22 protein-coding genes and 1 pseudogene are annotated in these 26205 nt (G+C 59.5%); 10 read left to right on the forward strand and 13 right to left on the reverse strand.

All coding sequences use genetic code 11. The annotated features are described in order from the left end of the window. Nucleotides 1–6: 6 nt before the first annotated feature. Genes ACLI1M_RS02855 through galK form a run of 3 tightly spaced genes read left to right on the forward strand, consistent with a single transcriptional unit; the run spans nt 7 to nt 2535 of the window. Nucleotides 7–249, forward strand: a complete 243-nt coding sequence (locus ACLI1M_RS02855; protein WP_023020723.1) for a hypothetical protein — start codon at nt 7–9, stop codon at nt 247–249. Beyond that, a complete protein-coding gene (gene galT / locus ACLI1M_RS02860; RefSeq protein ID WP_200288140.1) occupies nt 249–1343 on the forward strand; it encodes a galactose-1-phosphate uridylyltransferase in 1095 nt (364 codons plus the stop codon). The genes ACLI1M_RS02855 and galT overlap by 1 nt, the downstream gene beginning before the upstream one ends. After that, entirely contained in the window at nt 1336–2535 is a 1200-nt protein-coding gene (gene galK, locus ACLI1M_RS02865) for a galactokinase (RefSeq protein WP_239206257.1), read from the forward strand. Before galT ends, galK begins: the two co-directional genes overlap by 8 nt. A 160-nt stretch (nt 2536–2695) precedes the next feature. Here galK and ACLI1M_RS02870 read toward each other — a convergent pair whose 3' ends face one another. Further along, the gene (locus ACLI1M_RS02870; protein ID WP_023020726.1) at nt 2696–3739 is read right to left on the reverse strand and encodes an RNase H family protein; all 1044 of its coding nucleotides are present in this window, start codon (nt 3737–3739) and stop codon (nt 2696–2698) included. Between the two features lie 252 nt (nt 3740–3991). On the opposite strand from ACLI1M_RS02870, the gene ACLI1M_RS02875 reads away from it, so the two are divergent. The 3 genes from ACLI1M_RS02875 (at nt 3992) to ACLI1M_RS02885 (ending at nt 7015) form a co-directional block, all read left to right on the forward strand. Next, complete coding sequence (locus tag ACLI1M_RS02875; protein WP_248099727.1) at nt 3992–4894, forward strand: endonuclease domain-containing protein; 903 nt, start codon at nt 3992–3994, stop codon at nt 4892–4894. Between the two features lie 187 nt (nt 4895–5081). After that, nucleotides 5082–6245, forward strand: coding sequence for an NRAMP family divalent metal transporter (locus tag ACLI1M_RS02880; protein ID WP_411706734.1), 1164 nt, complete (start codon nt 5082–5084; stop codon nt 6243–6245). Continuing rightward, nucleotides 6236–7015: a putative hydro-lyase gene (locus tag ACLI1M_RS02885; protein WP_198010446.1), complete on the forward strand. Its 780-nt coding sequence runs from the start codon at nt 6236–6238 to the stop codon at nt 7013–7015. The genes ACLI1M_RS02880 and ACLI1M_RS02885 overlap by 10 nt, the downstream gene beginning before the upstream one ends. Here the strand turns inward: ACLI1M_RS02885 and ACLI1M_RS02890 are convergent. From ACLI1M_RS02890 to ACLI1M_RS02915, 6 genes are all read right to left on the reverse strand, one after another. Next, complete coding sequence (locus tag ACLI1M_RS02890; protein ID WP_200288135.1) at nt 7012–7632, reverse strand: GntR family transcriptional regulator; 621 nt, start codon at nt 7630–7632, stop codon at nt 7012–7014. The two genes, ACLI1M_RS02885 and ACLI1M_RS02890, sit on opposite strands and share 4 nt — an antisense overlap. A 68-nt stretch (nt 7633–7700) precedes the next feature. Beyond that, complete coding sequence (locus ACLI1M_RS02895) at nt 7701–9482, reverse strand: acetyl/propionyl/methylcrotonyl-CoA carboxylase subunit alpha (RefSeq protein WP_023020731.1); 1782 nt, start codon at nt 9480–9482, stop codon at nt 7701–7703. Beyond that, entirely contained in the window at nt 9472–11046 is a 1575-nt protein-coding gene (locus tag ACLI1M_RS02900; RefSeq protein ID WP_023020732.1) for a 5-oxoprolinase/urea amidolyase family protein, read from the reverse strand. Before ACLI1M_RS02900 ends, ACLI1M_RS02895 begins: the two co-directional genes overlap by 11 nt. Beyond that, entirely contained in the window at nt 11046–11807 is a 762-nt protein-coding gene (locus tag ACLI1M_RS02905) for a LamB/YcsF family protein (protein ID WP_411706650.1), read from the reverse strand. Before ACLI1M_RS02905 ends, ACLI1M_RS02900 begins: the two co-directional genes overlap by 1 nt. Before the next feature lie 211 nt (nt 11808–12018). Next, the gene (locus tag ACLI1M_RS02910; protein ID WP_023020734.1) at nt 12019–12582 is read right to left on the reverse strand and encodes a CAP domain-containing protein; all 564 of its coding nucleotides are present in this window, start codon (nt 12580–12582) and stop codon (nt 12019–12021) included. Nucleotides 12583–13140: 558 nt separating this feature from the next. Continuing rightward, nucleotides 13141–15039 (reverse strand): fructose-specific PTS transporter subunit EIIC, encoded by a 1899-nt coding sequence (locus ACLI1M_RS02915; protein ID WP_023020735.1) that lies wholly within the window; start codon nt 15037–15039, stop codon nt 13141–13143. A gap of 103 nt (nt 15040–15142) precedes the next feature. Here ACLI1M_RS02915 and ACLI1M_RS02920 point away from each other — a divergent pair, with 103 nt between their 5' ends. After that, nucleotides 15143–15652, forward strand: coding sequence for a 2'-5' RNA ligase family protein (locus ACLI1M_RS02920; RefSeq protein ID WP_340439829.1), 510 nt, complete (start codon nt 15143–15145; stop codon nt 15650–15652). Here the strand turns inward: ACLI1M_RS02920 and ACLI1M_RS02925 are convergent. The 4 genes from ACLI1M_RS02925 to ACLI1M_RS02940 form a co-directional block, all read right to left on the reverse strand. Then, nucleotides 15649–16842, reverse strand: coding sequence for an amidase (locus ACLI1M_RS02925; RefSeq protein ID WP_411706651.1), 1194 nt, complete (start codon nt 16840–16842; stop codon nt 15649–15651). The two genes, ACLI1M_RS02920 and ACLI1M_RS02925, sit on opposite strands and share 4 nt — an antisense overlap. 135 nt (nt 16843–16977) lie before the next feature. Next, nucleotides 16978–17883, reverse strand: a complete 906-nt coding sequence (locus tag ACLI1M_RS02930; protein ID WP_301716074.1) for a polysaccharide lyase family protein — start codon at nt 17881–17883, stop codon at nt 16978–16980. A 21-nt stretch (nt 17884–17904) separates the two neighbouring features. Next, the gene (locus tag ACLI1M_RS02935) at nt 17905–19455 is read right to left on the reverse strand and encodes an alkaline phosphatase D family protein (RefSeq protein WP_200288126.1); all 1551 of its coding nucleotides are present in this window, start codon (nt 19453–19455) and stop codon (nt 17905–17907) included. Nucleotides 19456–19536: 81 nt separating this feature from the next. Then, the gene (locus tag ACLI1M_RS02940) at nt 19537–20145 is read right to left on the reverse strand and encodes a hypothetical protein (protein WP_200288124.1); all 609 of its coding nucleotides are present in this window, start codon (nt 20143–20145) and stop codon (nt 19537–19539) included. A 66-nt stretch (nt 20146–20211) separates the two neighbouring features. Between ACLI1M_RS02940 and ACLI1M_RS02945 the strand changes: the two genes are divergently transcribed. The 3 genes from ACLI1M_RS02945 (at nt 20212) to ACLI1M_RS02955 (ending at nt 23447) form a co-directional block, all read left to right on the forward strand. After that, nucleotides 20212–21636, forward strand: coding sequence for an MFS transporter (locus ACLI1M_RS02945; RefSeq protein ID WP_200288122.1), 1425 nt, complete (start codon nt 20212–20214; stop codon nt 21634–21636). A 9-nt stretch (nt 21637–21645) separates the two neighbouring features. After that, complete coding sequence (locus ACLI1M_RS02950) at nt 21646–22587, forward strand: nucleoside hydrolase (protein ID WP_411706652.1); 942 nt, start codon at nt 21646–21648, stop codon at nt 22585–22587. 350 nt (nt 22588–22937) lie between these two features. Next, the gene (locus tag ACLI1M_RS02955; protein ID WP_200288118.1) at nt 22938–23447 is read left to right on the forward strand and encodes a gluconokinase; all 510 of its coding nucleotides are present in this window, start codon (nt 22938–22940) and stop codon (nt 23445–23447) included. Between the two features lie 8 nt (nt 23448–23455). On the opposite strand, the pseudogene ACLI1M_RS02960 reads toward ACLI1M_RS02955, so the two are convergent. Together ACLI1M_RS02960 and ACLI1M_RS02965 are read right to left on the reverse strand one after the other, a co-directional pair. Beyond that, nucleotides 23456–24850: pseudogene (locus tag ACLI1M_RS02960) on the reverse strand (GntP family permease). Nucleotides 24851–25075: 225 nt separating this feature from the next. Further along, entirely contained in the window at nt 25076–26197 is a 1122-nt protein-coding gene (locus ACLI1M_RS02965) for an ABC transporter ATP-binding protein (RefSeq protein WP_248099711.1), read from the reverse strand. Nucleotides 26198–26205: the final 8 nt, after the last annotated feature.

Raw genomic sequence — 26205 nt, forward strand, 5'->3', positions numbered from 1 at the left:
CCCAACATGTCTGAGAAAAAGCGCGCGGGCGCATTCGACCTGCGCAACGTCATCGCCGCACTCCTCGGCCTCTACGGCCTCATCTTGCTCGGCTGCTATTTCTTCCTTGACCCAGGCATTAACCCAGATACCGGGCAGGCCAAAAACGTCAGCGATAACCTATGGGCAAGCCTTGCTTTGCTGGCCGTGGCCGCCGCCTTTGTGCTGTGGGCACGCCTGAAGCCCATCACCATCCCAGGAGAAGACTAATGGTTGAGATTACCTCCGCCACGCTTGCCGACGGCCGCGAAATCCTCTACTTCGACGACCAACCCCACCCTGATCGCGTGCTCGTTGATTCCCGCGATATCCCTACCGTCGCCCCTGCTTCTGAGATGCGCCGGGATCCCCTGACAGGAGACTGGGTGGCCTTTGCCGCCCACCGTATGAACCGAACCTTCCTGCCACCGGCCAATGAGAACCCGCTAGCGCCCACGCGCGAAGGCCAGCTGCCCACGGAGATCCCCAGCCCTAGCTATGACGTGGTGGTCTTTGAAAACCGCTTCCCGTCTTTTGCTACCGCGGCCGACATCGAGCACCCCGAGGAGGATAACCTGCTTGGCATGGTGCCGCGCCTTCCTGCGCGCGCCCGCTGTGAGGTGGTCTGTTTTACCGAGGATCCCGCCCTTTCTTTTAAGGATTTGCCCGAATCCCGCATTCGCACCGTTATTGAGGCTTGGGCTCACCGCACCGCCGCGTTGTCCCAGATTGACGGTGTGCAGCAGGTTTTCCCCTTCGAAAACCGTGGTGAAGAAATCGGCGTGACCCTCCAGCACCCGCACGGCCAGATTTATTCCTATCCATTCCTCTCGCCGCGCCTGCGCTCCATCGTGGATTCCGCCCGAGCCTACGACGGTGACCTTTTTCAGGATCTCCTCGATCGTGAGCGCGCCGCCGGCACCCGCATCATTGCTGAGACCGAGCACTTCACCGTCTTCGTCCCCGCCGCCGCCAAATGGCCGTTGGAAGCTATGGTCTTGCCCAATGAACACATCCCTGACTTCGCCGCGCTTAGCGACGCCCAACGTGCCGACCTCGCGCCCTTGCTTAAGAAGCTGTACTCCGCGGTGGATCGCTTCTTTGATGGCGTGGACAAGACCCCCTATATCGCCGGCTGGACCCAGGCACCGGTGGACAAGGCACTGCGCCCAGGCATCCGCATGCACCTGCAGCTCTTTTCGCTTATGCGATCGCCCGGCCGCATGAAGTACCTCGCCGGCTCCGAGTCTTCGCAGGCGGTGTGGATTAATGACACCACCCCGGAGCGCATTGCCGCCCGGTTCAAGGAGATCTGGGATGCTTAACTGGATTGAGACCCGTACCGATGAGGAGCTCGCTGCCGCTGCGCGCGCCCTCTTCGCCTCTGCCTTCCCGGATTCGCCCGAGCCCGCCGGCGTGTGGGCCGCTCCCGGCCGCGTGAACCTCATCGGCGAGCATATCGATTACGCTGGCGGCGCCTCCATTCCCTTTGCGCTGGAGCAAAATACCGCCGTTGCTGTCGCGCCTCGCAGCGATGGGCTTATCCGCATAGCTTCCGAGTTCGACGGCTCCATCGCCCATGCGGAGGTGCCGCTCGCCGATGTTCGTCCGGGCCACCCCGCCGATTGGTCCGGCTACGTTGCTGGCACCGTGTGGGCCGCTACCGCGGCGGGCACGCTGTCATGCACGGGCCTTGATATCGCCATCGTCTCCGATGTCCCCGTCGGCTCTGGCCTGTCTAGCTCTGCCGCCCTCGAGTGCTCCACGGCCGTAGCCGCGTATGAGCTCGCGCACGGGCATTCTCCCGATGACGCTGCCCGCAGCCAGCTGGCGCAAGCCTGCATTCGCGCCGAAAACGAGGTGGTCGGCGCCTCTACCGGTGGATTGGACCAAAACGCCAGTCTCTTTGGCCAGCGCGGCAAGGCCCTCTTTTTGGACTTTTCCACTGGCGCCGTCGAGCGCGTGCCTTTCAATATCGAGGCCCAAGACATGGTGCTGCTCATCGCGGACACCAATGCCCCGCACACGCTTTCCGACGGCCAATACGCCTCCCGCCGCGGCATCATCGACGCCGTCCAATCTGCCGCCGGTTGCTCCATCCGCGAGATCTCGAATGCCGTGGACTTTGCCGCCACCGTCAATCCCGCCGAAGCGGAACTCTATCGCCGCCGCGTGCACCACGTGGTGGAAGAAACCAACCGGACCCTAGATGCCGCTACCGCGCTGGCATCTTCCGATCTAGATACATTCCGGCGTCTTATGCGCGAGAGCCACATCTCTCTGCGCGACCTTTATGAGGTCACCACTCCGGAGCTCGACTCCGCTTTTACCGCGGCCGGCGAGCTGGGCGCTCGCATGACCGGTGGTGGTTTCGGCGGCGCGGTTATCGCGCTCATCCCGCACTCCTCCGTCGAGTCCACCGCCCAAGCCATTTATGATGCTGCGGTTTCGCGCGGCTTTCCGGAACCTACCTTCTTGGTTGCGCGTCCGGGTGAAGGCGCCAGGCGCTTGGTCTGACTCCGCGGCCCGGCTCGGCTTAGCCGCGACCCTCCCAGCGCGCCTCTTGTCGTTGGGTCCATACTGATCAGGCTGATCTGAAGGCCGGGCCGCCTCAGATCGGCCTTAATTCCCTCAATTCGGCCTGATCAGATCAGCCCCAAAGCCCTAAGCGTTCGGGTCACAACGCCAAGAGAGCTTTCTGGATCCCCTCGCGCAGAGTCTCGCGAGACTGCTTCATCGGATGCGCAATCGCGCGCAACCCCATGTACGCAATCTGGTCGGCCGCCCGATTCAGCGGATCACCCGCATGCCCAAGTACACGGCGAATGTCGACCTCGCATTGGCCTTGGATATCGCCCCAAGCTTGCTGGAATCGGGACCGCGCACCCGAAGACACCCCTCGCCACGTGCGCCCCGGCCGCGACGCTTTAGAGCCGCGCTTATGCACAATCTGCTCGACCGCCTCCAAAGCGGCTACGGAATCGGACTCAATAACCGCCTTGCGCGCACCCACCTTGAGCAGGTATTTCAGCGCGAGCGTCAGTGCTTCGAGCTCGAGCTCATCCGTGCTCGCCTTGGTTTCTCGAGTTCGTAACCGGTAGTCGCCGTTGCCCGCAACGAAGCACATCGACCCCTTGAATACGGTATCCGAGGAAGCGTCGGTGGCTATGCGAACCACGTCGCCCTTGGACCATGAGGAGGCGCGCGAGAAGTTCGGCCACCAGTGTGCTTTCGGCGTCTCTACCTGTGCCGCTTGCTTCTTTTTCGGTGCCTCACCCATCTTGCGCGCCTTCCGTGCAGTAAGGCCGGCTTGTTTTCGGCGCACGGAGCTCGCGCTCTTCGAAGCCCTATTTTCTTCCGCAAAGCTTCCCGTCACCGTGAAACCGTCTGCCGTGAGTGCCGCTCGCAACGCATTCTGCCTGCGACCAGTGACAATCCACACCCGTCCGTCGAGTCCCTTGAGTGCGCGTTTGACCTCCCGTACGGCGATATCGACGATATCGCCCTTCTTAGTCTGGCCGCGGCGCACAAAACGCGTCTGCTTAGTATTGACCGCGATGACCCAGCCTTCGATGGTGCCGTTGGGGGCGGAATCCCAACGCTCGTCCCAGAGCGCGACCGCAACATGGATTGGTGCCGAGACCATGCCCGAGGTGATCTTGCGGGTACCGTAGGTGCGCGATTGCGTACCGGTAAGTTCTGAGAGCTCGATGGGTTCCATTATCTCTAGTAAAGCACGGTTAACCGCGCTGCTGAATTATCCCCGCACACCACCGCATTGAACTACTTCCCCTTAGGTCGAATGTGATCGAGCCGATCTGAGCACAACCCGCCCTCAACTCAGCCTCAACGCTCTCAATTCGGCCCGATTACCTTGGACCTAAAGTTCCGCCTCTCACTGAAGGTTCTCGGAAGTTCACCTTCCTGAGCCCCATGATGCGTGCTCCGCCCCTCCAGTAGTGAAGATGAAACCATGATTACAGATCACTTCATCAACCTTCGTTACGCCGGAGCCGAAAGTCCGCACCACTTAGCCCTCCAGTGCGGTGAGCTCACCCAGATAGCGCCCTGGGTCGCCGTTCCCACGGCCACCTGGAGGCAATGGGTGCGCCATAAACAACAATTCGCCAAAGTAGTCGCTGCCGGGTGGAGCACCCACCGCGCCGTCCTCATCAGTAAATCGGCCGCGCGGCTGTGGGGAATGTGGGTAATTTCCAGGAAAGGGGAGGAGGTGGAGTTAGCGGTGCCTTCGGGAAGCGTTCCCCCACGCAGGCTCACCGCGAAGGGCTATCGGTACCGCCGGGTAAAGTCCCTCCAGGAATCCACGGTGACGGTAGCAGGTGTGCGCACCACGCATCCCGCCCGCACCTGCCTCGAAGTCGCCCGGCTACACGGCTTCCCAGATGGCCTGGTAGCTACCGATTCTGCTCTCAGGCAACACGGCGTCACCACCTATGACTTGCGCGAAGAACTGGCAAGAATGCAGCGCACTAGGGGACAAGCAGCCATGCGTAAGGTTATCGAGCACGCGTATGGCGGATCGGAATCGCCCTATGAGTCCTATCTGCGAGCCCTCATTATCGAGCGTTTCCCGCAGGTGAAAATTGAGCCGCAGAAACCGCTGCTCGGGAAGTATCGGGCGGATCTCTGTCTCGATGGCTGGCTGGTGGTCGAGGTCGATGGCGATGCCAAATATGACGGTACCTACGGCAAGGAGCCCGTCCACGTGGTCAAGCAGCAGATAAAAAGGCAGCGAGCGCTAGAAAACCGCGGATACGTGGTGCTGCGCTTTGGTTCCAGCGAGGTGAAAGCGTCGGACGAGGCATTGCGGATAATCGCTAGCCACTTGGGAAAACGCGGCAGGAAAGTAGCCTAGATCACCCCCGCGCCACCCCACAAAGCATAAAGTTGTTGAACAAAAGGCATAGCAACCCTTAAGATGATGCGCATCACAAATTTAATGCGACCTGCATCACGAAAGGTAAAATCTAGTGAGTGCTGAGACATCACACGCCACTCCGGCGCGGGCGGAGGATAAGACCCCGCCAAAGGGCCTCGGCGCCATGGCCGGTGCCATGTTCCTCATGGCCACCTCCGCCATCGGTCCGGGATTTTTGACCCAGACCTCGGTCTTTACCGTGCAGATGGGGGCTTCTTTCGCGTTTGCGATTATGCTGTCCATCCTCGTTGACATTGCCATCCAGCTCAATGTGTGGCGAGTGCTGTGTGTAAGCGGCATGCGCGCAAATACCTTGGGCAATACAGTACTTCCTGGCTTGGGCTGGGTTCTTGCCGTATTCGTCTTTATCGGCGGCGCGGTCTTCAATATTGGCAATATCGCCGGTTCGGGCCTCGGTATCAACGCGATGCTGGGCATCGATGCGCGCATCGGCGGCGTCATCGCCGCAGCTATCGCCGTCTTTATCTTCCTCTCCCGCAAAGCCGGCATGGCACTTGACCGCCTTGTTGCCGTCCTCGGTGCGGTCATGATCCTGCTCATGCTCTACGTCGCGGTGGTCAGCCAACCACCGGTGGGCGAGGCACTAAAGAATACCGTCGCGCCAGGCGAGATTGACTTCTTCGTCATTACCACCATCATCGGTGGCACCGTGGGCGGCTATATCACTTTTGCCGGCGCGCACCGACTCATTGATTCTGGCCACACCGGCGTGGAAAACGTCAAGAACATTACCTATACCTCGGTCAGCGGCATCGTGGTAACCGGCATCATGCGCATGCTCCTCTTCTTGGCGGTGCTCGGCGTGGTAGCCACTGGGGTGGCGCTTTCCGATGACAACACCGCGGCCGATGCGTTCTACCATGCCGCTGGCGAGTTCGGCCTGCGTGCCTTCGGCGTAGTCCTCTTCGCTGCCGGTTTGTCCTCCGTTATCGGTGCGGCCTATACCTCGGTGTCCTTTGTGACCTCCCAGGAGACCTCGACGCGCACCCGTAATATCCTCACCATAGTCTTCATTGTGGTGTGCACGGTGGTCTTCGTGGCCATTAACTCCGCTCCGCAGAAGCTGCTCATCTTCGCTGGTGCCATCAACGGCCTTATCCTGCCCATTGGCTTTGCCCTCGTGATGTGGGTGGCCTGGCGCCGCCGCGACCTTTTGCATGGTTATAAGTACCCCAAGCGGCTTCTGGTCATTGGCGCCTTGGCGTGGGTACTGACCATCTTTATTGGTTTCAAGGCCTTTTCCGGCATCACCGAACTATGGGCTTAATGCGGACCCCGGAGCAGGTGCGCGAGTATGCGCGCACCCATGAAATGGCCACCACCGCTGGCCATGCCCGTGGCTTTATGCAGGCTAATCTGCTGGCGGTGCCGCAGGAATACGCCTTCGATTTCTTGCTTTTTGCCCAGCGCAACCCCAAGCCGTGCCCAATTGTGGGCGTGCTAGAGGCGGGGCAGTACACCTCCGAGCTACTTCCAGGTGGAGATATCCGCACCGATATCCCCGCCTACCGCGTCTTTGAAAACGGTGAGCACAGTGCCACGCTTGGCGACGCCACCTCGTACTACACCCCAGACATGGTCAGCTTCCTTATCGGCTGCTCCTTTACCTTTGAAACTGCCCTGCAGGATAACGGCATAGAGGTCGCGCACATTGCCCAGCAGCGCAATGTGCCGATGTTCAAGACCTCGATTCCTACCACCCCGGCCGGGGTCTTTTCCGGTCCCATGGTGGTGTCCATGCGGCCTATCCCGGCCGCACAAGTCTCCGATGCCGTGCGCATTACCTCCCGCTACCCCTCGGTTCATGGCGCCCCAGTGCACGTAGGTGACCCAGCGGCCATCGGCATTGCGGATCTCTCGTGTCCAGACTTTGGCGAGCCGGTAGAAGTACCAGACGGCTGCCTACCGGTCTTTTGGGCCTGTGGTGTCACCCCACAAGCCATCGTGATGGAATCCAAGCCGCGCCTGGCTATCACGCACGCGCCGGGGCAAATGTTAGTGACAAATGCCCGCGATCAAGATTTTCTCATTCCTTAATCCTCGAGCACGGCGAGGATCTTGCCGCACGTATTCATGAGGCTGTCATGCGTAAGCGTGGCAGCCTCATCCCGTTTTCCATCTGCGATGAGCGTGGCCAAGGTGATATTTCCTTGAATATGGTCCGCATGTAGTTGCGGGTAGCGCGGGATGGCCAAGAGGAAGGTAAGCCGCATGCGGGCGAGTAGATTATCCATCTGCTCATTCAGGGTGGGGGAGCCTAGCGCGGCCACCAGCGTGCGGTGGAAGCGCTGATTGATGGCGGAGACTTCCTGGTGCTCGCCGCGCGCCGCGTAGTCGAAGGCAGAGGAAGTGAGGGTGACGAGTGAGGGGGCGTCGGCAAAAGCGCCCCAACGCACCGCCGCCGGTTCGATGGCTGCGCGGGCGGCGAAGAGATCACGGATATAGTCTGCATCTGGCATTGCGAGGAAGACACCCCGGTTGGGGATGCGCTCGACAATGCGCTCCGCGGCGAGCCTCGTGAAGGACTCACGCAGGGTATTGCGCGAGCAGTTGAAGCGTTCGGCTGCCTTGACCTCGCTGAGGCGCTCGCCGGGCTGGAATTCGCCTGCGGAAATGGCTTCGCGCAACGCGGAGGCGACAGACTGGGAAAGCATGCTCACAACTGTACTAAAAAGTTGTGCACCTCACATTGAATATGAGGTGTACAACCCCTACACGAGCATTAATCGATGGTCGCAATAACCTTCGAGGAATCCAGACGGTCTCCCTCAGCAGCCAAGAGCTTGATGGTGCCGCCGCGCGGCGCCTTAATAGCAGATTCCATCTTCATGGCCTCTACGGTGGCGATGGCATCGCCTTCGGCTACGGTATCGCCGTCCGCGACGTTCCACGCCACAAGGTTGGCCTCGAATGGGGAGGTGACTGCGTTGTCATCGGTGGACTGCGCACCAGCCGAAGATGGTGCCGTGGATGCAGAGCCGCCGGCCGAGGCGGCGCCCGGTGCGGCAAGGAAATCTACTGGAACGCCAACGTTGACCAGCTTGCCATCGATCTCCACGGCAACATTGCGACGCTGGGTGTAGATGGCTTCGACCTTTTCCACCTGGTTGGCGGCAGATGGGCGGTAGTTGTGGTCAACCCAGTCAGTAAAGACACCAATCTCGGAAGCCCCCGCGGCAGCGGCATCCTCTGCCGGAGCAGCGGTACCGATGAGCGCGGGCTCATCCATCATGTCGCGGTGGAACGGCAGCACGGTGCGCACGCCGGTGACGGTGAATTCGCGCAGGGCAAAGCGGGCGCGGGCCAAGGCGATCTCGCGGGTCGGGCCCCATACCACCAGCTTGGCAATCAGCGAATCATAGTAGGGCGGGATGATGGAGCCAGAGCGTACCGCGGAATCAACGCGGATGCCCGGGCCGGTCGGCGGCTCGAAGGAGACAATGGTGCCAGGGCACGGAGCGAAGCCATTGAGGATGTCTTCGGCGTTGATGCGGAACTCAAAAGCATGGCCGTGGGATTGTGGATCCTCATCGAAGGACAGCGGCTCGCCGGCCGCGATGCGGAATTGCTCAGCGATGATATCGGTACCGGTGACCGCCTCGGTAACGGGGTGCTCGACCTGCACACGGGTATTGACCTCGAGGAAGGATATGGTGCCGTCTTCGGAGACGATGTACTCGACAGTGCCGGCACCGACATAGCCCACCTTGGCGCAAATGGAGCGGGCGCCTTCGATGATGCCGTTGCGTTGGGCGTCGGAAAGCGCGGGTGCTGGGGCTTCCTCAATGAGTTTTTGGAAGCGGCGCTGGGTGGAGCAATCGCGGGTGCCGAGCACGCGCACATTGCCGTGCGTATCGGCCAGCACCTGGGCCTCGACGTGGCGCGGGTGGGTGAGGAACTTTTCTACGTAGCACTCCGCGCGGCCGAAAGCCTCCATGGCCTCGCGGCCAGCGGAGTTGAACGCGCCCTCGATTTCTTCCATATTGTCTACGACCTTCAAGCCGCGTCCGCCGCCGCCATAAGCGGCCTTGATGGCAATGGGCAGACCGTGCTCTTCGGCAAAGGTGCGGGCTTCTTGCCAATCATCGATGGGATCAGAAGTACCAGGTGCCAGTGGTGCGCCAACCTCTTCGGCCACGCGGCGGGCAGCAATCTTGTCACCGAGTAACTCAATATGCTCGGGCGAAGGGCCAATCCAAATCATTCCGGCTTCAGTCACCGTGCGGGCAAAGTCGGCGTTTTCGGACAAAAAGCCATAGCCTGGGTGAATAGCATCTGCACCGGCACGCACCGCGATATCAAGCAGCGCGGGTACGTTCATGTAGGTATCGGCAGCCGTATTGCCCGGCAGCGCATAAGCTTCATCTGCTACCTGGGTATGCAAAGCACCCGCATCTGCTTCGGAGTAAATGGCGATGGACTTAATGCCTAGGTCGCGGGCGACGCGGGCGATACGCACGGCAATTTCGCCGCGGTTAGCAATGAGGACGGTTTTAATCTGCATTTTTATCTCCAGTGTTCAAGGCTTGAGGTGCTACGAGTTCAAAATTCACGCGTGCGCCGGGCGGCAGCTGCGCGGCAATATCAATATCTTCTTCCAAAACGGTGGCGATGACGGGGTAGCCACCGGTCACAGCGTGATCGCGCAGGAAGACTACGGGTTTGCCATTGGGCGGGATTTGGATGGATCCGGCGACCATGCCCTCGGACGGAAGTTCGCCGTCTTTAACGCGCTCAATCGGCTCATCGCCATCGAGGCGCAGGCCCACGCGGTTGGAATCTGAGGTGACGGTCCATTCAGCATCCAGGAAGGCGGAGACATTATCGCCAAACCAGTCATCGCGGGGACCGAGCACGCAGCGCAAGGTAGCGCGGGTCTTGCCATCGGAGCTTTCGCGTACTCGTAGTGGGTTGGAAAGCTGGGCATCGGTCATGCCGGTAGAACGCGGCAGCACACCGATGACATCGCCGGTGGTGACGGGGTCTGGGCCGAGGCCCGACAGGACGTCGGTGGCTGCGGAGCCAAGCTCGGATTCGGCGATGATGCCGCCGCGAATAGCGACGTAGTTGCGCATGCCTACCGTTGCGGGATCCACCGTGACGGTTTGCCCGGCCGTGACCAGGACAGGACGGGCGAGGTGAACCGGCATCTCACCAAGGCGGACACGGGCGGTCGCACCGGTGACGCAAATGACGGTATCGGTGAGCGCGTGGAGCTTAATGCCGCCAATATTTTCCAGCACGGTTGCTCCGCGCGGGTTGCCCACGGCCACATTGGCGGTCGCGGCGGCGGCGCGGTCCGCAGCACCCGATGGGGTCACGCCGAGGTCGCCCACGCCTGGGCGCCCCAAGTCTTGGTAGAGAGTGAGTAGGCCGGCATCGATTACCTCCATGCGCGGCAGGCGGGCAGGAGCGCGTTTAGAGCGCGCAGAGTGATCGACGAGCTCCGGTAGCTTATCCACGCTGCGGTAGCGCACGCGGTCGCCCGGCTGCACCAAGGCTGGCGGGTTGGCATTGGAATCCCACATCGGCGTATTGGTGGTGCCCAGCAGCTGCCAGCCACCTGGGGAGACGCGTGGGTAAACCGCGGAAAACTCGCCTGCAATGCCTACGGCACCGGCCGGTACTGCGGTACGGGGGCTGGAGCGGCGCGGCACGGCGCGGGCCAAGGACGGATCCGAAGGCGCGCAGTACGTAAACCCTGGGGCAAAGCCACCGAAGGCGGCAGTCCACTCGGTGGAGGTATGCCAGTTGATGAGTGCCTCGCGCGAGAGGCCAAGTAGGTCTGCAGCCTCATCGACATCTTTTCCGTCATAGAGCACATCGATTTCTACCGTGCGCGCCTCTGCGGTCGCGGCTGTGGCAGGGGAAAAGTGTTGCAAAAATTCCGCCGCATCGCGCGCCGAATCGGGTGCCTCAAAGGTCAGCAGCAGGGTAGTGGCGGCCGCAATGCAGTCCACCTGATTCTTCAAAGGCTTGGCAGACAGCGCAGCGTGCCAGTCCATGACTTGGTTTAATCCCTCCAAGTCAATGAGCAATGCGCGAGTGCCCACAAAATTAATGTGCATTAGATGAAGCTCCGAATCTCGATACCCTCAGCCCGCAAGCGCTCCACTACGCCGCGTAGCAGCTTCACCGCGCCGGGGGAATCACCGTGGGTACATACGGATTGCGCATCTACCTCGAGCTTCGTGCCATCCACGGCGGTAATCGAACCGGTTTGTGCTACCTCGAGCACTCGCTGTACCACCTCATCGGCGCTATCCAGCACCGCATTGGCTTCCTTGCGTGAGACGAGCGTGCCATCGGGGTTGTAATTGCGGTCCGCAAAAGCCTCACGGATGACGGTGAGCCCGCTTTGCTTGGCGACGTCCACTGCTACGCCCCCAGGCAGCAACATTACCGGCAAGTCACCAAAGGCCTTGATGCCCTTGATGACGCCCTCTGCCTGTGCCTTATCCTTCACGATCGCGTTATACATTGCGCCGTGCGGCTTCACATAAGAGACCGTGGTGCCATTGGCGCGAGCCAAAGCATCAAGTGCGCCGATTTGATAAGTCACCTCATCGGCGAGTTCGTTCGGGTTGTAATCAATAAAGCGGCGACCGAAGCCTGCGGCGTCGTTATAACCCACGTGCGCGCCTACGGTCACGCCGGCCTCTGCGGCTGCCTTAAGCGTGCCGGCAATAGAGTGTGGGTCACCCGCATGGAACCCGGTGGCCACGTTTGCTGAGGAGACCATCTCCAGCATCGCCGCGTCATCTGCGACCGGGTTGCCTGCAGTGGTCTCTCCCAAATCCGCATTGAGATCGATATGGAGCGCGGACATTCAACACCGTCCTTAAGATTGTTGAACAATTCGAATGGGTTTAAGTGTAACCCTCGACACTGACATTTGTGAAGCTGATTACGTTTGCACTACCCGCGTGTACACCCCCACCCGTATACGGGAAACCGCCCCGTCTCGGAGAAGGGATCCGAGACGGGGCGGCATAGCTCGCTAGAGTCCAAGAGTTCCTAGGCCCTAGCTTTATAAATCTTTAGCGTCCGTAGTTCTGGACGGCGTAGAGCTTGCCTTCAGAGTTGATGGCAACGCCAACGCCGATGGTCTTGGCGCGTGGGTCCAGCATGATCTTGCGGTGGCCTGGGGACTCGTACCAGAGCTTTACTAGCAGCGCATCGGAGTAGTCGCTCCATGCCTGCAGCACGTTCTCACCGCCGGCCGGGATATTGGCTGGGTAGTAGTTCCAGTGCTGCGGGCGGTGGCTGAGCTTATCGGCGCGAACCAGCTGATTGGCCCAATCCTGGGCTAGGCCATTGAGCGCACCGTTGGCGCGAACCGGGCGCAAGCCGTGTGCCTTGCGGTAGTCGTTGGTGTAGTTGATGATGTTCTGGACGCGGCTGGAAGCTGGAGCGACCGGTTTTGCAGCGGCAGCCGGAGCAACGGGAAGATTGGCGGAAGGTACCGGAAGGTTCACGCCACCGAAGCTACTCAAGGAGCTCGATGCCTCTGCAGGAGCTACGCCAACGCCGAGGGCGACGGCTGCTGCAAGTGCAGGAGCGACGAACTTCTTGGCGCAGAAGTGAACTTTGGGGGTAAACATAAGCGGTGCCTTTCTGCTGGAACCTAGCGGGTATCACAAGGGTGGAAATCGCGGGGTGTTCACGGCGAATTTCCGTTCCTCTTCACTTAAAATTTAATCAATTACCACGGGGTAAAAGCCAACTGACCAGCAATTATTAGGATTCCTAAAGATGATTTCCCGGAAAACTAATTACTTCTTAGTTATTTCTCGATTTGAGCTAGGAAACCCCTAAATTCCCTCAGTGACGGCGTTGAACGCCTCGCCCCACGGGGGTAATTTCCAATCCATATCTCAGGTTCCCGGAGAAATGAGGTTGATTTAAGGTATATGGGTCTAGTTTTAAGCCAGCCACCGGCGAAACTGGCCAGTTTCTTGCTAGAGCCTATGAAGAACCTTGTGGTTTCTGGTTGTCATAAGATTTATGAGATTCCACCATGTCGGCACATAGTCTCGCCGGAGCCTTTTAGGCGCATTGCCCCGTCCGTGGGGGCAGCAGAATCGCGGTATCTTCGCGCTGTTTAGGCATAAAAGAGCGCTCAGCGGAGAAATGCTGAGCGCTCGCAAAAGTAAGGCTTTTTAAGCCTGGCTGGTCGCGGCCGCCTTGTTAGTAGAGGGGGCGGGCGAAAGGGCCGAGGAAATGATGTCGGCGGCTTCCTTCCGGTTCCGTGCTCCGTGGAGTTGGGCGCGGAAGTCTTCCTTCATGATGTTGCGTGCGAGCTTGGATAATAGCTTGAGATGCTGCTTTCCGGCATCGTCGGGAACGGCGATAAGGAAGGCGAGGGTGGTTGGGTCCTCGCCCTCGGCCCACGTGACACCTTGGGGTAGGCGGGCGAAGGCAAGGGTGGGTACCTTTACCCCGGCAGACCGCGCGTGAGGAATGGCTACGCCGTGTCCCACACCGGTGGAACGGGTAGATTCGCGCTGCAATGCGGCGCTAGCGACCGCTTCCGCATCGGACATTCGCGGAGAGGTGAGCTTCACTAGGGAACGAATGACCTCTTCGCTGGAAGAGCCCAAGTCCTTATCCAGACTGATCGTGTCCACGGCTACCAGCGGTTTATCCTTGCGCTGCGTCAACCCTACTAGCAGGAGGATAAGGCCGGCACAGACCGCGATGCCGGCGAGCATGGCGATAAAGAAACCTACGACATTGTCTACGGCGCCGAGCGCCGCGACGATTGGCCCGCCGTGCATCACGTGGTCTTGCGCGCCAAATGCTCCGGCAAGTGCACCGGCTACGGCACCGCCAGCAACATTGGCGGGAATAACCTGCAATGGACGTGCGGCAGCGAGCGGAATAGCGCCCTCAGTAATGCCGAAGAATCCCATGAACAATGCCGCGATGCCGGCATCATTTTCCGCTTTGTTAAACCAGCGGCGACGCAGAAGCGTCGCTACGCCCACGGCAAGAGGTGGCACAGCAATGGCGCAGGCCGCCATGCCCATCGGCGCCGCGTTGCCAGCCGCGATCATGCCGCCGCCAAAGAGGAAGGCTGTCTTATTGAAGGGGCCACCCATGTCGAAGGCAATCATGGCGCCAAGGATGAGGCCCAACACGATGACGGAGGATCCCTGCATGCCGGCGAGGTACTCAGTCATTGTTTCGAAAGCGGCCGAGACAGGTGCGCCAATGAGCAAGATAAAGATAAGGCCCACGATGAGTGTGGTGAAAATCGGGATGACAATGATGGGCCAGATCGGTGCAATGAATTTGTGCACTGGAATCTTCTTAATGGCCAGGGCCACATAACCAGACAAAATACCGGTGACAATGCCGCCCAAGAAGCCGGCACCCGTTTCAGACCCATATAGTGATCCGGTGGTGGCGATGAGGCCGGTGATAAGGCCAGGCGCAAGGCCCGGTCGGTCCGCGATGCCCACAGCGATGTAGCCGGAGAGAACTGGAACCATCAGTGAAAACGCCAGAGCGCCGAGTTCATTGACAGTGTTCCAGAAGCTATCTTCTGGAATCGCCATGCCCTCAGGCGTGGGGGTGCCACCGATAGAGAGGGCTACCGCAATGAGCAAACCGCCGGTAACCACGAACGGGATCATGTGCGAGACGCCGTTCATCAGCGCTTTGTACAAGGTCTGGCCAATACTATTTTTGCGGGGCGCTTCTTCTTCCTGGCTGTCTGTAGATCCTTCCCAGCGCGCAGCGCTTAAGGACCTGCTTAGTAGTTCCTTTGGGTGTTTGATGGCCTCGTCCACGCCGGTGGCCTCGAGGCGTTTGCCGTGGAAGCGGTCTTTGGAAATTACAGTATCGGCACCAATGACAATGGCATCGGCGTCTTCGATATCTTGCTTGCTAAAGGTTCCTTCGACGCCGATAGAACCGTGAGTTTCAATCTTGATGCGGTAGCCCAGTTCTTGGGCTGCGGCCTCAAGGTTCTCGGCCGCCATATAGGTATGCGCGATGCCCGTCGGACACGCCGTGATGGCGAGGATGAGGGGCGATGACTCTGAAGTGCTCATGAGTCTTATTAAACGGCAAACGTTTGCGTTGGCACAATAGGGGATTGTCATCTTATGCGCCGGTACGCTGGAAGCACCCGACCGCAGAAAAGGACGCCACGCCGTGAGTAAAGCATCGCCGGATAATATCTTGCTCTACCTGCCGCAAAAGCAGGAGGACCAAGTACGCGAAATTTTTGCCGGCCTTGCCCAGCGCGGCTTTCCCGTCCAGCATCAACGCCCGCACATTACTGTGACCTTTTCACCGCACATGCAGCCAGAGGTCGTGGAGTTAGCGGCGCAGCTGCTGCCGCCTGTCATACCGGCAGATTTCCGGCGGGTAGGAAACGTCATTTTCGGCACCAAGCGCAAGCAGACGGTGGCTTGGCTGCTTGAAACGACCGACGAGCTAGAAATTGCCGCGCGAAAAATCAGTGCCGCCAATCCGGACGGGCGCGGGCCGCGGTGGACCCCGCATCTGACCATGGGGTTGCGCCTGCCGCGCGAGGAGGTTCCTGGCTATATCCACGCAATGGATGAGCTCACCTCATCGCATTTCAAGGAGTTTAGCGCCGTAGAAGCTGCTTATTGGCGGCCGCGCACGCAGGAAAAGACAGTACTGGCCGAGGCCTAGAGCAGGGCCTGCAGAGCGCGGGCAACGCGCAGCACGGTCAGGTCCTCGTCCGGCTTGCCGACGACCTGCACCGCATCACCCACGCCTTTTTCCTCTTCGCCGCGCAGCGGCACCGTAATCGCCGGCCATCCAAGCACATTGAAAGGCTCGGTCCAGCGTCGCAGGCTCGCGGCCGATTCCGCGGTATTCTCCGGGGTGATATCGGACCACTTGAGGGGGCCGGAATCGAGGGTAGGGGTAAGAATAATGGGGGCATCGCCAAGCAGGGCAAGAGCCTTTTCGCGCAGCTCTTTCACGCCCTGTGCAGCTGCGTCATAATCTTCCTGGCTGATATTTTCTCCGCCCAGCACTCGCTGCAAAATGACATCCTGGTACCTTTCGCGCTGGTCCAGCAATGGCCGGTGGACATCATAGACCTCTTTCAAACGCATCGGCTCGTAGAGCTCGGCCGTGGCGGCGATGGTGTCTTCCAAGTCCACTCCCTCGGCGAGCTTAAAGTCCGAGTGCTCTAGCACCGCCAAAAGATCTGCGAAGCGCTCTCCCTTGGCCTTGAGGGCCGTGACATCAAGAGCAGAAACATCCTGCGCCGCGGCCGGTTCCTCATCTGCGGTAGCAATAAAGGCCTGCTCAATGAGGTCAATTGAGCTGGCAAAGAATCCAATGCAATCAAAGCTCGGGGCGAAGGGGAAGACACCTTCTACCGGAATGAGCCCGAAGGTGGGTTTGAACCCCAGCACGCCCTGGCAAGCAGCAGGCACACGCACCGAGCCGGCGCTATCAGAACCCACCGTAAGCTGCAGCGCGCCGCAAGCCACCAAAGCGGCAGAACCAGAGCTAGAACCACCGCCGCAGATTTCGGGATCGCGTGGGTTGATAACGCGACCGTAGGCCGAGGCATCGCCCAAAATGCCATAGGAAAACTCCTGCAGGTTCGCCTTCGCTACCGGCAGCGCACCCTTCGCCGTCAAACGCTGCACCACTGGTGCATCCTTAACCGGTGCGCGCCCAACTTTGACCTTGGTGCCGCAGGTAGTAGCTACGCATGCTACATCCACGATGTCCTTGAACGCCACCGGTTGCCCCATGAGCGTGGGTGATTCATCCACCGCGTGCTCATCAAACGGGATGACGGTAATCACCGCGTTAAAATCCTGCTGGGCTCGGTGCAGGCGATCAGAAAGTGTAGCCATAACGGAAGCTAAGTCCTTTCAACGTCGGCGTCCTCTGCTGTTTACTATGTATTAGAAGAATGCAGATGTTACTACCGTACATCAGGAATCGGTGAACAATTTCCCGTTTCTAGGCAAAGCACCGCTTGCATGGTGTTACCCAGCAAAAATCCCCAGTGCATCCCATGCCAGCCAGCCTCCTTCGCGGAGGGTGAAGACGAGCTGGTTCTCTCCTTCCTTCAGGGTATCTTCGGCGAGAGCAAACTCGATTGCTGCCGGTCGCAGCGGGGTCGGTTCCCCGCTGGCATCGCCTTGGCGCGAACCTTGCGTTGCGCCTTGCGGGAGCTCTATTTGTTTATGAAAATCATTAACCGTGATATCGAGAACACCGCCGAGCTTGGTGGTATCAATGAGCCACAGTGCCAGTGCCGCCTTTGAGGCAGGCTTATCCAATTTCACCGTCCACTTCAGCGTGTAGGATTTGCTGCCGGCCCATTTATCGCCGGGACCGGGGAGGAGATAAGGGACGTCGGCAGGCGTAGCATCCGGTCCAACGGTGATCGTCTGGTCTGGGTGCGCAGTGACGATCTTCTTGTAGTCCTTTGGCGAGTACTGGAACTCTGTGCCTTTTCGATCAAAGGAACCAATCGTGGCTAGCGCTTGGCCAGCAGTGACCGAAGGCAGGGAGGTAGACGTTGCCTTGCCAGAAGGAGCGGACTCGGTACCGGAAGCATCTACTACCTTGACGTAGTAGGACCACTTTTCACCGGCGACGTCGCGCCGGGAGTGGCGGAAAAAGGGGAAGATGGTCTTGCCCAACAGCACGTCTACACCATTGGGATCGGTGCCGATGACACGGTAGTGATCCAAAACGACGTCCCAGGAAACAGGCTCCCAAGTGACGTAATTTTCCATGAGTCGCGGCTCTGCCTGAATGTTAGCTACGGCCGGCGGAGCAGCAACTGCACTAGAAGCTGGGGTAGAGGACCCTTGATCAGAGGAATGTTTGCGGGAAGAACCGTGGCGAGAGGAAGAAGAGGAAAGCGAGCTAAAAAGTCCCATGATGAATTGTCCTTTCGGGGTTTAGAGGGAGCGCAGCGTGTGCTCGCCGGCATTGGTACGGAAGGAGAAAGCAGTCTCGCGCGGGGCGGTATCATCGCGCTCAATCCAGGGCACGACGACGAATTCGGAATCGAGGTGCTCGCGGGTAGCGTGCACTTTGATGTAGCCACGGCGCTTATCCATGGCCTTCACATATGGCTTTTCCAACCACTCGGTGCTCTTGGAACCGGCAAAGCCATCGCCATCGGAAGCAATGGAGGTGGCGACCAATTCCACGCCGACGGGCTGGCCCGATTCGGATTGAATCTCGGCAGCGCAGTGTTGGTGAATATCGCCGGTAAAGACAACGGGATCGCTTACCTTAGATAGGGACTCGATAAGGCGGCGGCGCGCTGTTGGGAAGCCGTCCCATTGGTCGGTGCTATCGGCGATTGGTACGACGACCACGCTATTGACCACCACGTTCCACTGTGCCGGGGAGGTGGCGAGCTTATCGTTGAGCCACTGCTCCTGTTCCGCGCCCAAGATGCTGGCATCCTCCGCGGATTCCTCGCGGTATTGGCGGGTATCGACCAGGTTGAAACGCATTAGCGTGCCCACGTCGAAGGAATCATAAATGCGGTTATTGGGGCCTTCGGGAAGCGCGGGCGGGGCGACCGGAAGATTCTCATAAAAGGCACGGTAGGCAGCTGCGCGCTGGTAGAGGAAGTGCTCGGCCTTGGTGCCAATCTCGGACCAATTGCCGGCGTAGTTGTTTTCAACCTCGTGGTCATCCCACACAATCGCCATCGCAGCGCGCGCATGCGCGGCCTGCAGGTGCTCATCAGATTTGAAGAGCGAGTAGCGCAGGCGATATTGCTCCAGAGTCTCCACCTTTGCCTTGAAAACATCGGGCACGCTTGCACCCTGGCGCCACAAATTATTGCCTTCCACAATGCCGTATTCGTAGATATAGTCGCCCACGAAAATGGTCATATCCAGATCCGGCTCCTGCGCAATATGCTTCCACGGGGTGAAATAGCCGTGATACCACGCCTGACACGAAGCCACTGTGAAGGTGAAATCATCCACCTTCGCGCCGGGTGCGGGCAGAGTTTTAAACCGACCTACTGGGCTTACCTTGCCATCCACGCGGAAGCGATAAAAATACTCAGTTGCCGGCTCCAGTCCAGTGACCTGCGGATGTACCGAGTGTGCCAGCTCGCGTTGGGCTAAGGCCTCGCCCTGCTTGACGACGTCCCCAAACCCCTCATCCTTCGCAACTTCCCAACCCACGCGGACATCGCCGCCGGTCATGCCGCCGTGACCATCCTCAGCCAGCGGTTCCGGGGCCAAGCGGGTCCACAGGATCATGGAATCATGCCGCGGCATACCCGCCGCTACGCCCAAGCCAAAAAGCTCCGAATCCTGCGGCAGATCCCCACCTCGTGACGATCCCCATGAGCTTAGGCTCGACTGCGCACCCGCCTTTGCTGGTGCATTAATACCCGCAGCCACCGCCGCGGCCGACACACCTGCAATCTGCAGGAAGTTACGACGATTAAAAGAAGAACGACTATTTGAATAAGGCATACAAAGCTCCACAAAAGGTTTAAAAGGAACTTTTTCAGCCTAAGCAGCCGCGGTGAATCGCTGGTTAAATCAGCATGAAATCTATGGACTCCAAGGATCGTTCTCGAGGCAGTATTCAGCCGAATGTTCTGCCTGGCAGTTAAACCACCACTTCTGGTTTTCAGCGCGCATCTGCTCAACCTCAGCGGAACGTGTCATATAAGCCGGGATGCTGGGATCATAATCCGAATCTGAGCCGCCAGTACCGTTGCCTACCGGGGACGAGCACTGAGACGGATCGGAGACGTAGTGATCTGTTTGCGGGCACCGGTAGGGGTATTTTGCCATTTGCTCGTCGTGGAGGTTTTGGCATTCTTGCGCCCAGCGGATAGTTCCATCGCTGTACCAACCGTTGGTAGTCCAGCTACCGCCGCCGTAGACGCACTCGGTCAGGGTGGGTTCTGAGGTGGATTCGGTGGTGTTCGCTAGGGGAGCGTCGGCAAGCGAAGGCTCAGCTTCCGCTGTCGGTTGCGGCTCCGAAGAGGACGGCTCGGGCGCAGAGCTTGTGGAACTAGAGCTGATAGTTGAACTATTGGCCGTGCTGGAGGAACTAGTTGCGGTTGCTCCTGCCGGCTGCGAATCCGGAGAGGAACAAGAAGCCAAAGAAAGCATCACCGTTATGAGAGCGACGAAGTAGGAGAGAGTTTTCATAATCTATGGATAGTAGACAATGAGAAAATATCTGGAGCGCAGGATTCATCAACTACATTGAAAGCCATGACTTCCACCACCTCTGAGCCCCCAAAGCTCCAGCCCAGCTCCTATATCCCGTTGATGTTCGCACTGCTTACTGCGGTGTTTGCGTTCCAGCTCAATGCGTCGATGCTCTCGCCAGCCTTGGCGACGATGGAAGACGAGTTGGGAGCTACCACCGCACAGATCGGCCTGACGCAAACGGCATTCTTTACGGCCGCGGCACTGTTCTCACTATTCCTGCCGCGCTGGGGTGACCTCATCGGGCGCAGGAAGGTCCTCGTTGGCATGATGGCGGTAGCTGCGCTGGGGTGCGTGGTATCAGCCATTGCGCCGAACGTCGCCGTGCTGCTTATTGGCCGCATTATTCAAGGCGTGGCAGGTCCTACGGTCCCACTGTGCTTGATTATGCTGCGCCAGCAAGTGCTCAATGAACAGCAGTACGCCCTGTTGCTGGGCATTGTGACCTCGGTAAACGGTGGTATTGCCGGCGTGGATGCGCTGGCCGGCGGCTGGCTGGCAGGCAACTTCGGCTACCGCTCGGTCTTTTGGACCATGGCAGTTCTGTGCGTCATTGCAGTAGTAGCGGTGCAGGTATTTACCAAGGAGTCCACGGCCACTGAAACCCCGCGCATGGATTGGGCAGGAGTTCTACCTCTGGCGGTGGCGCTGGGTTGCGTTCTCACTGCGTTCAACGAAGCCGGCAAGCTTGCTGAGGCCAATTGGTTCCTCGTCATCATCCTTCTCCTCATCGGTGCCGCCGGCTTCTGGGCCTTCTGGAATGTGGAGAAGAAGGTCGCCGATCCGCTCGTACCGGTGGCCTACCTCAAACAACGCCGCACGTGGGCACTGCTTTCTACCACGCTGCTCACCATGACCGGTGTCTTTGCCGTGATGAATGGCCTTATCCCTAACCTTGGCCAGGATGCAGATGCCGGCGCCGGAATTTCTGCCAGCGCCATTTCTTGGGTCACGCTCACCCCATACGCCCTCGCCGGCTTGGTCTTCGGCCCGATTGCCGGCTGGATGGCCTCCAAGTTGGGCTATAAATACGTCTTGCAAACCGGCCTCATCGGTACCGTCGTCGGCCTGATTATTTCTATCTTCGTGGTTGGTGCCCCGAACGCGTGGACCCTGCTTCTCGTCTCTATTTTCTTGGGCGTGACCTACGCGGGCATTGCCAATATCATGCTCAATGGCTTAGGAATTGTGCTCTCGCCGGCCGATAACCAGGGCTACCTGCCCGGCATGAACGCCGGCGCCTTCAACCTAGGCGCGGGCTTGTCCTTTGCAGTGCTGTTCGCGGTTTCCGGGTCTTTCGAGCATGGTTACCGCGCGGGCATGATTGCCGGCGTCATCATTCTGCTTGCAGCCCTAGCTTTGTCCTTCCGCATTCCGCGACCGGAGTCCATCGATGACACCGTGGCGGCCGTCAACGCCCGAAAGTAGGCTCGTGGCATGACGCGAAAAACCATTCTGGACTGCGACCCCGGCCACGATGACGCGGTGGCCCTGCTTCTAGCCATGGGAAACCCCACCATCGAGCTGCTGGGCATTACCACCGTGGGCGGCAACCAGACCTTGGATAAGGTCTCCCATAATGCCCTGGTGGTCAAGGAAATCGCTGGTCACCCGGAGATTCCCGTTTATGCCGGCTGCGACCGCCCACTCGTGCGCCCCGTCGAGGTTGCCGAGGCCATCCACGGCTCCACCGGCATGGACGTGGAAGGTGTCCAACTTCCGGAACCAAGCACCGCGCTTGCCGACGCCCACGCCATCGACTTCATCATCGACACCATCATGTCCCACGAGCCCGGCACCATCACCCTCGTGCCTACTGGGCCGCTAACTAATATTGCGATGGCCGCGCGCAAGGAGCCGCGCATCGTCGAGCGTGTCAAGGAAGTAGTCCTCATGGGCGGCGGCTACCACGAGGGCAATTGGTCCCCAGTCGCCGAGTTCAATATCAAGATCGATCCCGAGGCCGCCCACATCGTCTTTGAAGAGCCTTGGCCTGTAACCATGGTGGGCCTCGACCTCACGCACCAGGCGCTAGCCACGCCGGAGGTGGAAGCCGAAATCAAGGCTTTGGAGACCCCAGTCTCGGAGTTCGTCGTCGGCCTTTTCGGCTTCTTCCGCAAGGCCTACCAGGCCAACCAAGGCTTTGATAACCCGCCGGTCCACGACCCGTGCACCATCGCCTATCTCATCGATCCGGACATCGTCCAGACCCGCAAGGCACCTGTCCACGTCGAGCTTGCCGGCGCCCTTACCACTGGCATGACTGTCACCGATCTCCGCGAGCCTGCCGACGCCTCCTGCCACACCCAAGTCGCCACCACCCTCGACCACGCCGGTTTCTGGTGCCTGGTTACCGACGCCCTCAAAAACCTCGCCTAGGCCACCTTCACCCCGCGAGCCAGCCAACTTTCAGCCACGTTATCGCCCCTTAACCCTCAGTTGGGGGGCCATAGCGTGGCTGCTTTCCTTGGCAGAGGCTCCCAACGGATGATTTATGCGAAATCATGTAGTCGCTGAACCAATTCAGCTATTGAGCCATCCTTAATTTTCTGGTGGAAGTTATTTCTGCCGAGATTCGTGGTTACCTTGATGTGCTTCGTCCAAACATCTAGGCCTTGGTCGCAATGACACAGATCGCACCGGTTGTGCCAGGGATGAGAACGGCGCAAAATAGGTCAGCGCTGGGGTTCAGCCTAAACTCGATTAAAACCCCAACCCTAGGAGCCACCATGAAGCAGCACAGTTTCCGCCACGTCGTTGTCATGGGAGTATCAGGCTCGGGCAAGACAACGGTGGGGGAGGCGCTCTCGCCGCTGGTTGGGCTGGAGTATCGCGATGGCGATGATATGCACCCGCAGGCCAATATCGACAAGATGGCGGCGGGGATACCGCTCGATGATGCGGACCGGGAACCGTGGCTGAAGCAGATTGGTCAGTGGTTGGCGGATAGGCCGGATGGTGCGATGGTGGGGTGTAGTGCGTTGAAGCGGAAATACCGGGATCTGATTCGCGAGTATTGCCCGGGCGTGGTGTTTGTCCACGTGCACGGGGATTTTGATGTGCTGTATGAACGCATGCAGCATCGGCCGGGGCACTTTATGCCGGCATCGCTTTTGCAATCGCAATTCGATACCTTGGAGCCGCTGGAAGATGACGAAACCGGCCGGGTCTTTGATGTGACACGGCCGGCGTCGGAAATTGCGGGCGATGCCGCAGCATGGATTAAAGCGGGTACTTAAAGCTGGCGCTAGAAGGCGGCTGCGGCGCCGTACATGACCAGGACTAGGGCGAAGCCGATAACGGAGATGAGCACCTGGTTGACAGTCCAGGTCTTAAGCGTGGTCATGGTGTCCATGCCCATGAGACGGCCGACGAGCCAGAAGCCGGAGTCATTGACATGGGAGCCGAAGACGGAACCGGCGGCGGTTGCAACAACGATAAGAGCGAGCTGGAGCTCGTTGAAGCCACCAGCTTCTACGGCTGGGACCATGAGGGCGGCAGCCGTAGTTAGCGCAACGGTCGCCGAGCCTTGGGCCAGGCGCAGGGCCACGGCGATGAGGTAGCAGGCCAGGATGACGGGGATGCCGAGGCCGGAAAGGGAATCAGCAAGCGCATCGCCAATCCCGGAGGTACGCAACACACCACCGAACATGCCGCCGGCACCGGTGATAAGCACGACCGAGCAGATGGGGCCGAGGGAGGAATCGACAAGCTTTTCCAACGCGGTCTTTTCTACGCCACGGCGCAGGCCCAAGACCACGAGCGCGACGAGGAGGGTAATCAGCAGGGCAATGGGGGTCTGGCCCAGCATGACAAAGAACCGTACCCACGCGGCGTCGGCGTCGATGGTGCCATAGGACGCCAAAGCATTGAGACCGGTGTTAAAGAAGATGAGTACCATCGGGATGAGCAGGATGGAAATCACCGTGGCGGCAGAGGCAGGCTTGTGAGGTTGCTCGTCCTCCGTGAGGAGGGGACCGGCGATGGCATCGGTTACCTTGATGGGGAATTTCTTACCGGAGAGCAGTCCAAAGCGGTAGCCGGAGATATACCAGGTGGGCAGGGCTAGGATGAGTCCGACTAAAAGAACGAGACCCATATCGGCGCCGTAGAATTCGCTGGCTGCAACGGGGCCCGGGTGCGGCGGCAGGTAGACGTGCATGACCGAGAATGCGCCAGCTGCCGGCAGACCGAAGGCAAGGACAGGGCCATTCAAGCGGCGAGCGACGGCGAAGATAACCGGCAGCATCACAATCAGGCCGGCATCGAAGAAAATGGGAAAGCCCATAATGAGCGACGCTAGGCCGAGTGCTAGGGGTGCTTTGGATTCGCCGAAGCGGCGGACCATGGCGTCGGCAAGCGATTTAGCGCCACCGGAAGCCTCCACCAGCCGGCCGATCATGGCGCCCAAGCCTACGAGCAGTGCCACCGAACCTAGGGTGGAGCTAAAGCTCTCTGTCATGGTGGGCACGATTCCGTCGAGGGGAATGCCCGCAGCCAGCGCCGTGAGTGCCGAGACCACCAATAGTGTGAGGAAGGCGTGAAGCTTGAAATAGATGACCAACACCTAAATTACGGCGATGGCGGCCACCGCAATGCCCAGCAGCGGGCCGGTCGACAGGGTGGGTTCCCACGTATCCATGGGCGGACTCCTTTTCTAATGCAAACCTTTGAATAACGGCAACGTTAGCAGCAGCTCTGCTTACCGACGCCCCCTTCCCCTAAATGCGACCAACCCGACACCCCTGCTGGGGTTGGCATATAAAAATTCCCTGGGAGCCAATGAACTGGCCCCAGGGTTTAGTGTTGGATACTGCATCCTGCGGGTTTACGTGGCAGGAAAACGGATTTTAACTGACGGCGGCATTTAGTTTAGACGTTCACCAGTGGTGGTGCTGAACAGATGCACATGGTCTGGGCTGGGAGAAACATAGAAAGTATCGCCCACCGCATAGCGGCTGCGGGCATTGACTAGGATTCCTGTCTGACCGCCCATGCGGGTAGAGGACTTAAGGATGCCATCGGCGGAGCTGCTGCCCGCGGCGCCGTTAAGGTCGCCATAAACGTAGGTCTGGTTACCCAGTTCCTCGATATGCGCGACAGTAAACTTTGCCCCACCGTTGCCGGTATCGCTTAACTGCCAGTCTTCAGGGCGGATGCCCACGGTGACAGTCTCAACGCCATCGAAGTTGTAATTGGCCAAGTTGATGCGGGTAGAGCCGATACGCAGCTCCGAGGAGTTATGGGATAGGTCGTAGATATTCATCGCCGGGGAGCCAATGAAACCGGCGACAAAGACGTTCTGCGGGCGGTCATAAATGGTACGGGTGGTATCCACCTGCTGTAGGACGCCGGCGTTGAGAACTGCGACGCGGTCACCCATGGTCATCGCCTCCGTCTGGTCATGGGTGACGTAGACGGTGGTGGTGCCAAGACGGCGCTGCAGGTTAGAGATCTGCGCGCGGGTGGATACGCGCAGTTTGGCATCCAAGTTGGACAAGGGCTCGTCCATGCAGAATACGGCCGGCTCACGCACGATGGCGCGTCCCATGGCCACGCGCTGGCGCTGGCCGCCGGAAAGATTGGCGGGCTTGCGGTCCAGCAGATCTTCCATCTGCAGGATTTTCGCGGCCTCTTGCACGCGAGACTTAATCTCGCTTTTAGGGACCTTGCGGTTTTCCAGTGCGAAAGACATATTCTGCGCTACGGACATATTGGGGTAGAGCGCATAGTTTTGAAAGACCATGGCTACGTCGCGGTCCGAGGGGCTCACGCCGGTGACGTCCTTACCGCCGATGCGAATGGAGCCGCGGTCGGTGGGTTCGAGGCCGGCGAGCATGCGCAGGCTGGTGGACTTACCGCAGCCGGAGGGGCCGACAAGGACCAAGAATTCGCCATCAGCAATATCGAGGTTGAGGCGGTCAACGGCGGGGCGTTTAGCATCCTTGGAGTAGATGCGGCTTGCGCCATCGAAGGTGACAGTAGCCATGGTTACCT

Source organism: Corynebacterium sp. LaCa54 (assembly GCF_046717495.1).
Classification (GTDB): domain Bacteria; phylum Actinomycetota; class Actinomycetes; order Mycobacteriales; family Mycobacteriaceae; genus Corynebacterium; species Corynebacterium kefirresidentii.

What these genes read in the sequence shown, in the direction of transcription:
- ACLI1M_RS02930 (WP_301716074.1), bottom strand. Translation starts at nt 17,883, where the DNA reads ATGGGACTTTTTAGCTCGCTTTCCTCTTCTTCCTCTCGCCACGGTTCT.
- ACLI1M_RS02885 (WP_198010446.1), top strand. Translation starts at nt 6,236, where the DNA reads ATGGGCTTAATGCGGACCCCGGAGCAGGTGCGCGAGTATGCGCGCACC.
- ACLI1M_RS02935 (WP_200288126.1), bottom strand. Translation starts at nt 19,455, where the DNA reads ATGCCTTATTCAAATAGTCGTTCTTCTTTTAATCGTCGTAACTTCCTG.
- ACLI1M_RS02855 (WP_023020723.1), top strand. Translation starts at nt 7, where the DNA reads ATGTCTGAGAAAAAGCGCGCGGGCGCATTCGACCTGCGCAACGTCATC.
- ACLI1M_RS02915 (WP_023020735.1), bottom strand. Translation starts at nt 15,039, where the DNA reads ATGAGCACTTCAGAGTCATCGCCCCTCATCCTCGCCATCACGGCGTGT.
- ACLI1M_RS02965 (WP_248099711.1), bottom strand. Translation starts at nt 26,197, where the DNA reads ATGGCTACTGTCACCTTCGATGGCGCAAGCCGCATCTACTCCAAGGAT.
- ACLI1M_RS02875 (WP_248099727.1), top strand. Translation starts at nt 3,992, where the DNA reads ATGATTACAGATCACTTCATCAACCTTCGTTACGCCGGAGCCGAAAGT.
- ACLI1M_RS02880 (WP_411706734.1), top strand. Translation starts at nt 5,082, where the DNA reads ATGGCCGGTGCCATGTTCCTCATGGCCACCTCCGCCATCGGTCCGGGA.
- ACLI1M_RS02925 (WP_411706651.1), bottom strand. Translation starts at nt 16,842, where the DNA reads ATGGCTACACTTTCTGATCGCCTGCACCGAGCCCAGCAGGATTTTAAC.
- ACLI1M_RS02895 (WP_023020731.1), bottom strand. Translation starts at nt 9,482, where the DNA reads ATGCAGATTAAAACCGTCCTCATTGCTAACCGCGGCGAAATTGCCGTG.
- galK (WP_239206257.1), top strand. Translation starts at nt 1,336, where the DNA reads ATGCTTAACTGGATTGAGACCCGTACCGATGAGGAGCTCGCTGCCGCT.
- ACLI1M_RS02945 (WP_200288122.1), top strand. Translation starts at nt 20,212, where the DNA reads ATGACTTCCACCACCTCTGAGCCCCCAAAGCTCCAGCCCAGCTCCTAT.
- ACLI1M_RS02940 (WP_200288124.1), bottom strand. Translation starts at nt 20,145, where the DNA reads ATGAAAACTCTCTCCTACTTCGTCGCTCTCATAACGGTGATGCTTTCT.
- ACLI1M_RS02950 (WP_411706652.1), top strand. Translation starts at nt 21,646, where the DNA reads ATGACGCGAAAAACCATTCTGGACTGCGACCCCGGCCACGATGACGCG.
- ACLI1M_RS02955 (WP_200288118.1), top strand. Translation starts at nt 22,938, where the DNA reads ATGAAGCAGCACAGTTTCCGCCACGTCGTTGTCATGGGAGTATCAGGC.
- galT (WP_200288140.1), top strand. Translation starts at nt 249, where the DNA reads ATGGTTGAGATTACCTCCGCCACGCTTGCCGACGGCCGCGAAATCCTC.
- ACLI1M_RS02905 (WP_411706650.1), bottom strand. Translation starts at nt 11,807, where the DNA reads ATGTCCGCGCTCCATATCGATCTCAATGCGGATTTGGGAGAGACCACT.
- ACLI1M_RS02890 (WP_200288135.1), bottom strand. Translation starts at nt 7,632, where the DNA reads ATGCTTTCCCAGTCTGTCGCCTCCGCGTTGCGCGAAGCCATTTCCGCA.
- ACLI1M_RS02900 (WP_023020732.1), bottom strand. Translation starts at nt 11,046, where the DNA reads ATGCACATTAATTTTGTGGGCACTCGCGCATTGCTCATTGACTTGGAG.
- ACLI1M_RS02910 (WP_023020734.1), bottom strand. Translation starts at nt 12,582, where the DNA reads ATGTTTACCCCCAAAGTTCACTTCTGCGCCAAGAAGTTCGTCGCTCCT.
- ACLI1M_RS02870 (WP_023020726.1), bottom strand. Translation starts at nt 3,739, where the DNA reads ATGGAACCCATCGAGCTCTCAGAACTTACCGGTACGCAATCGCGCACC.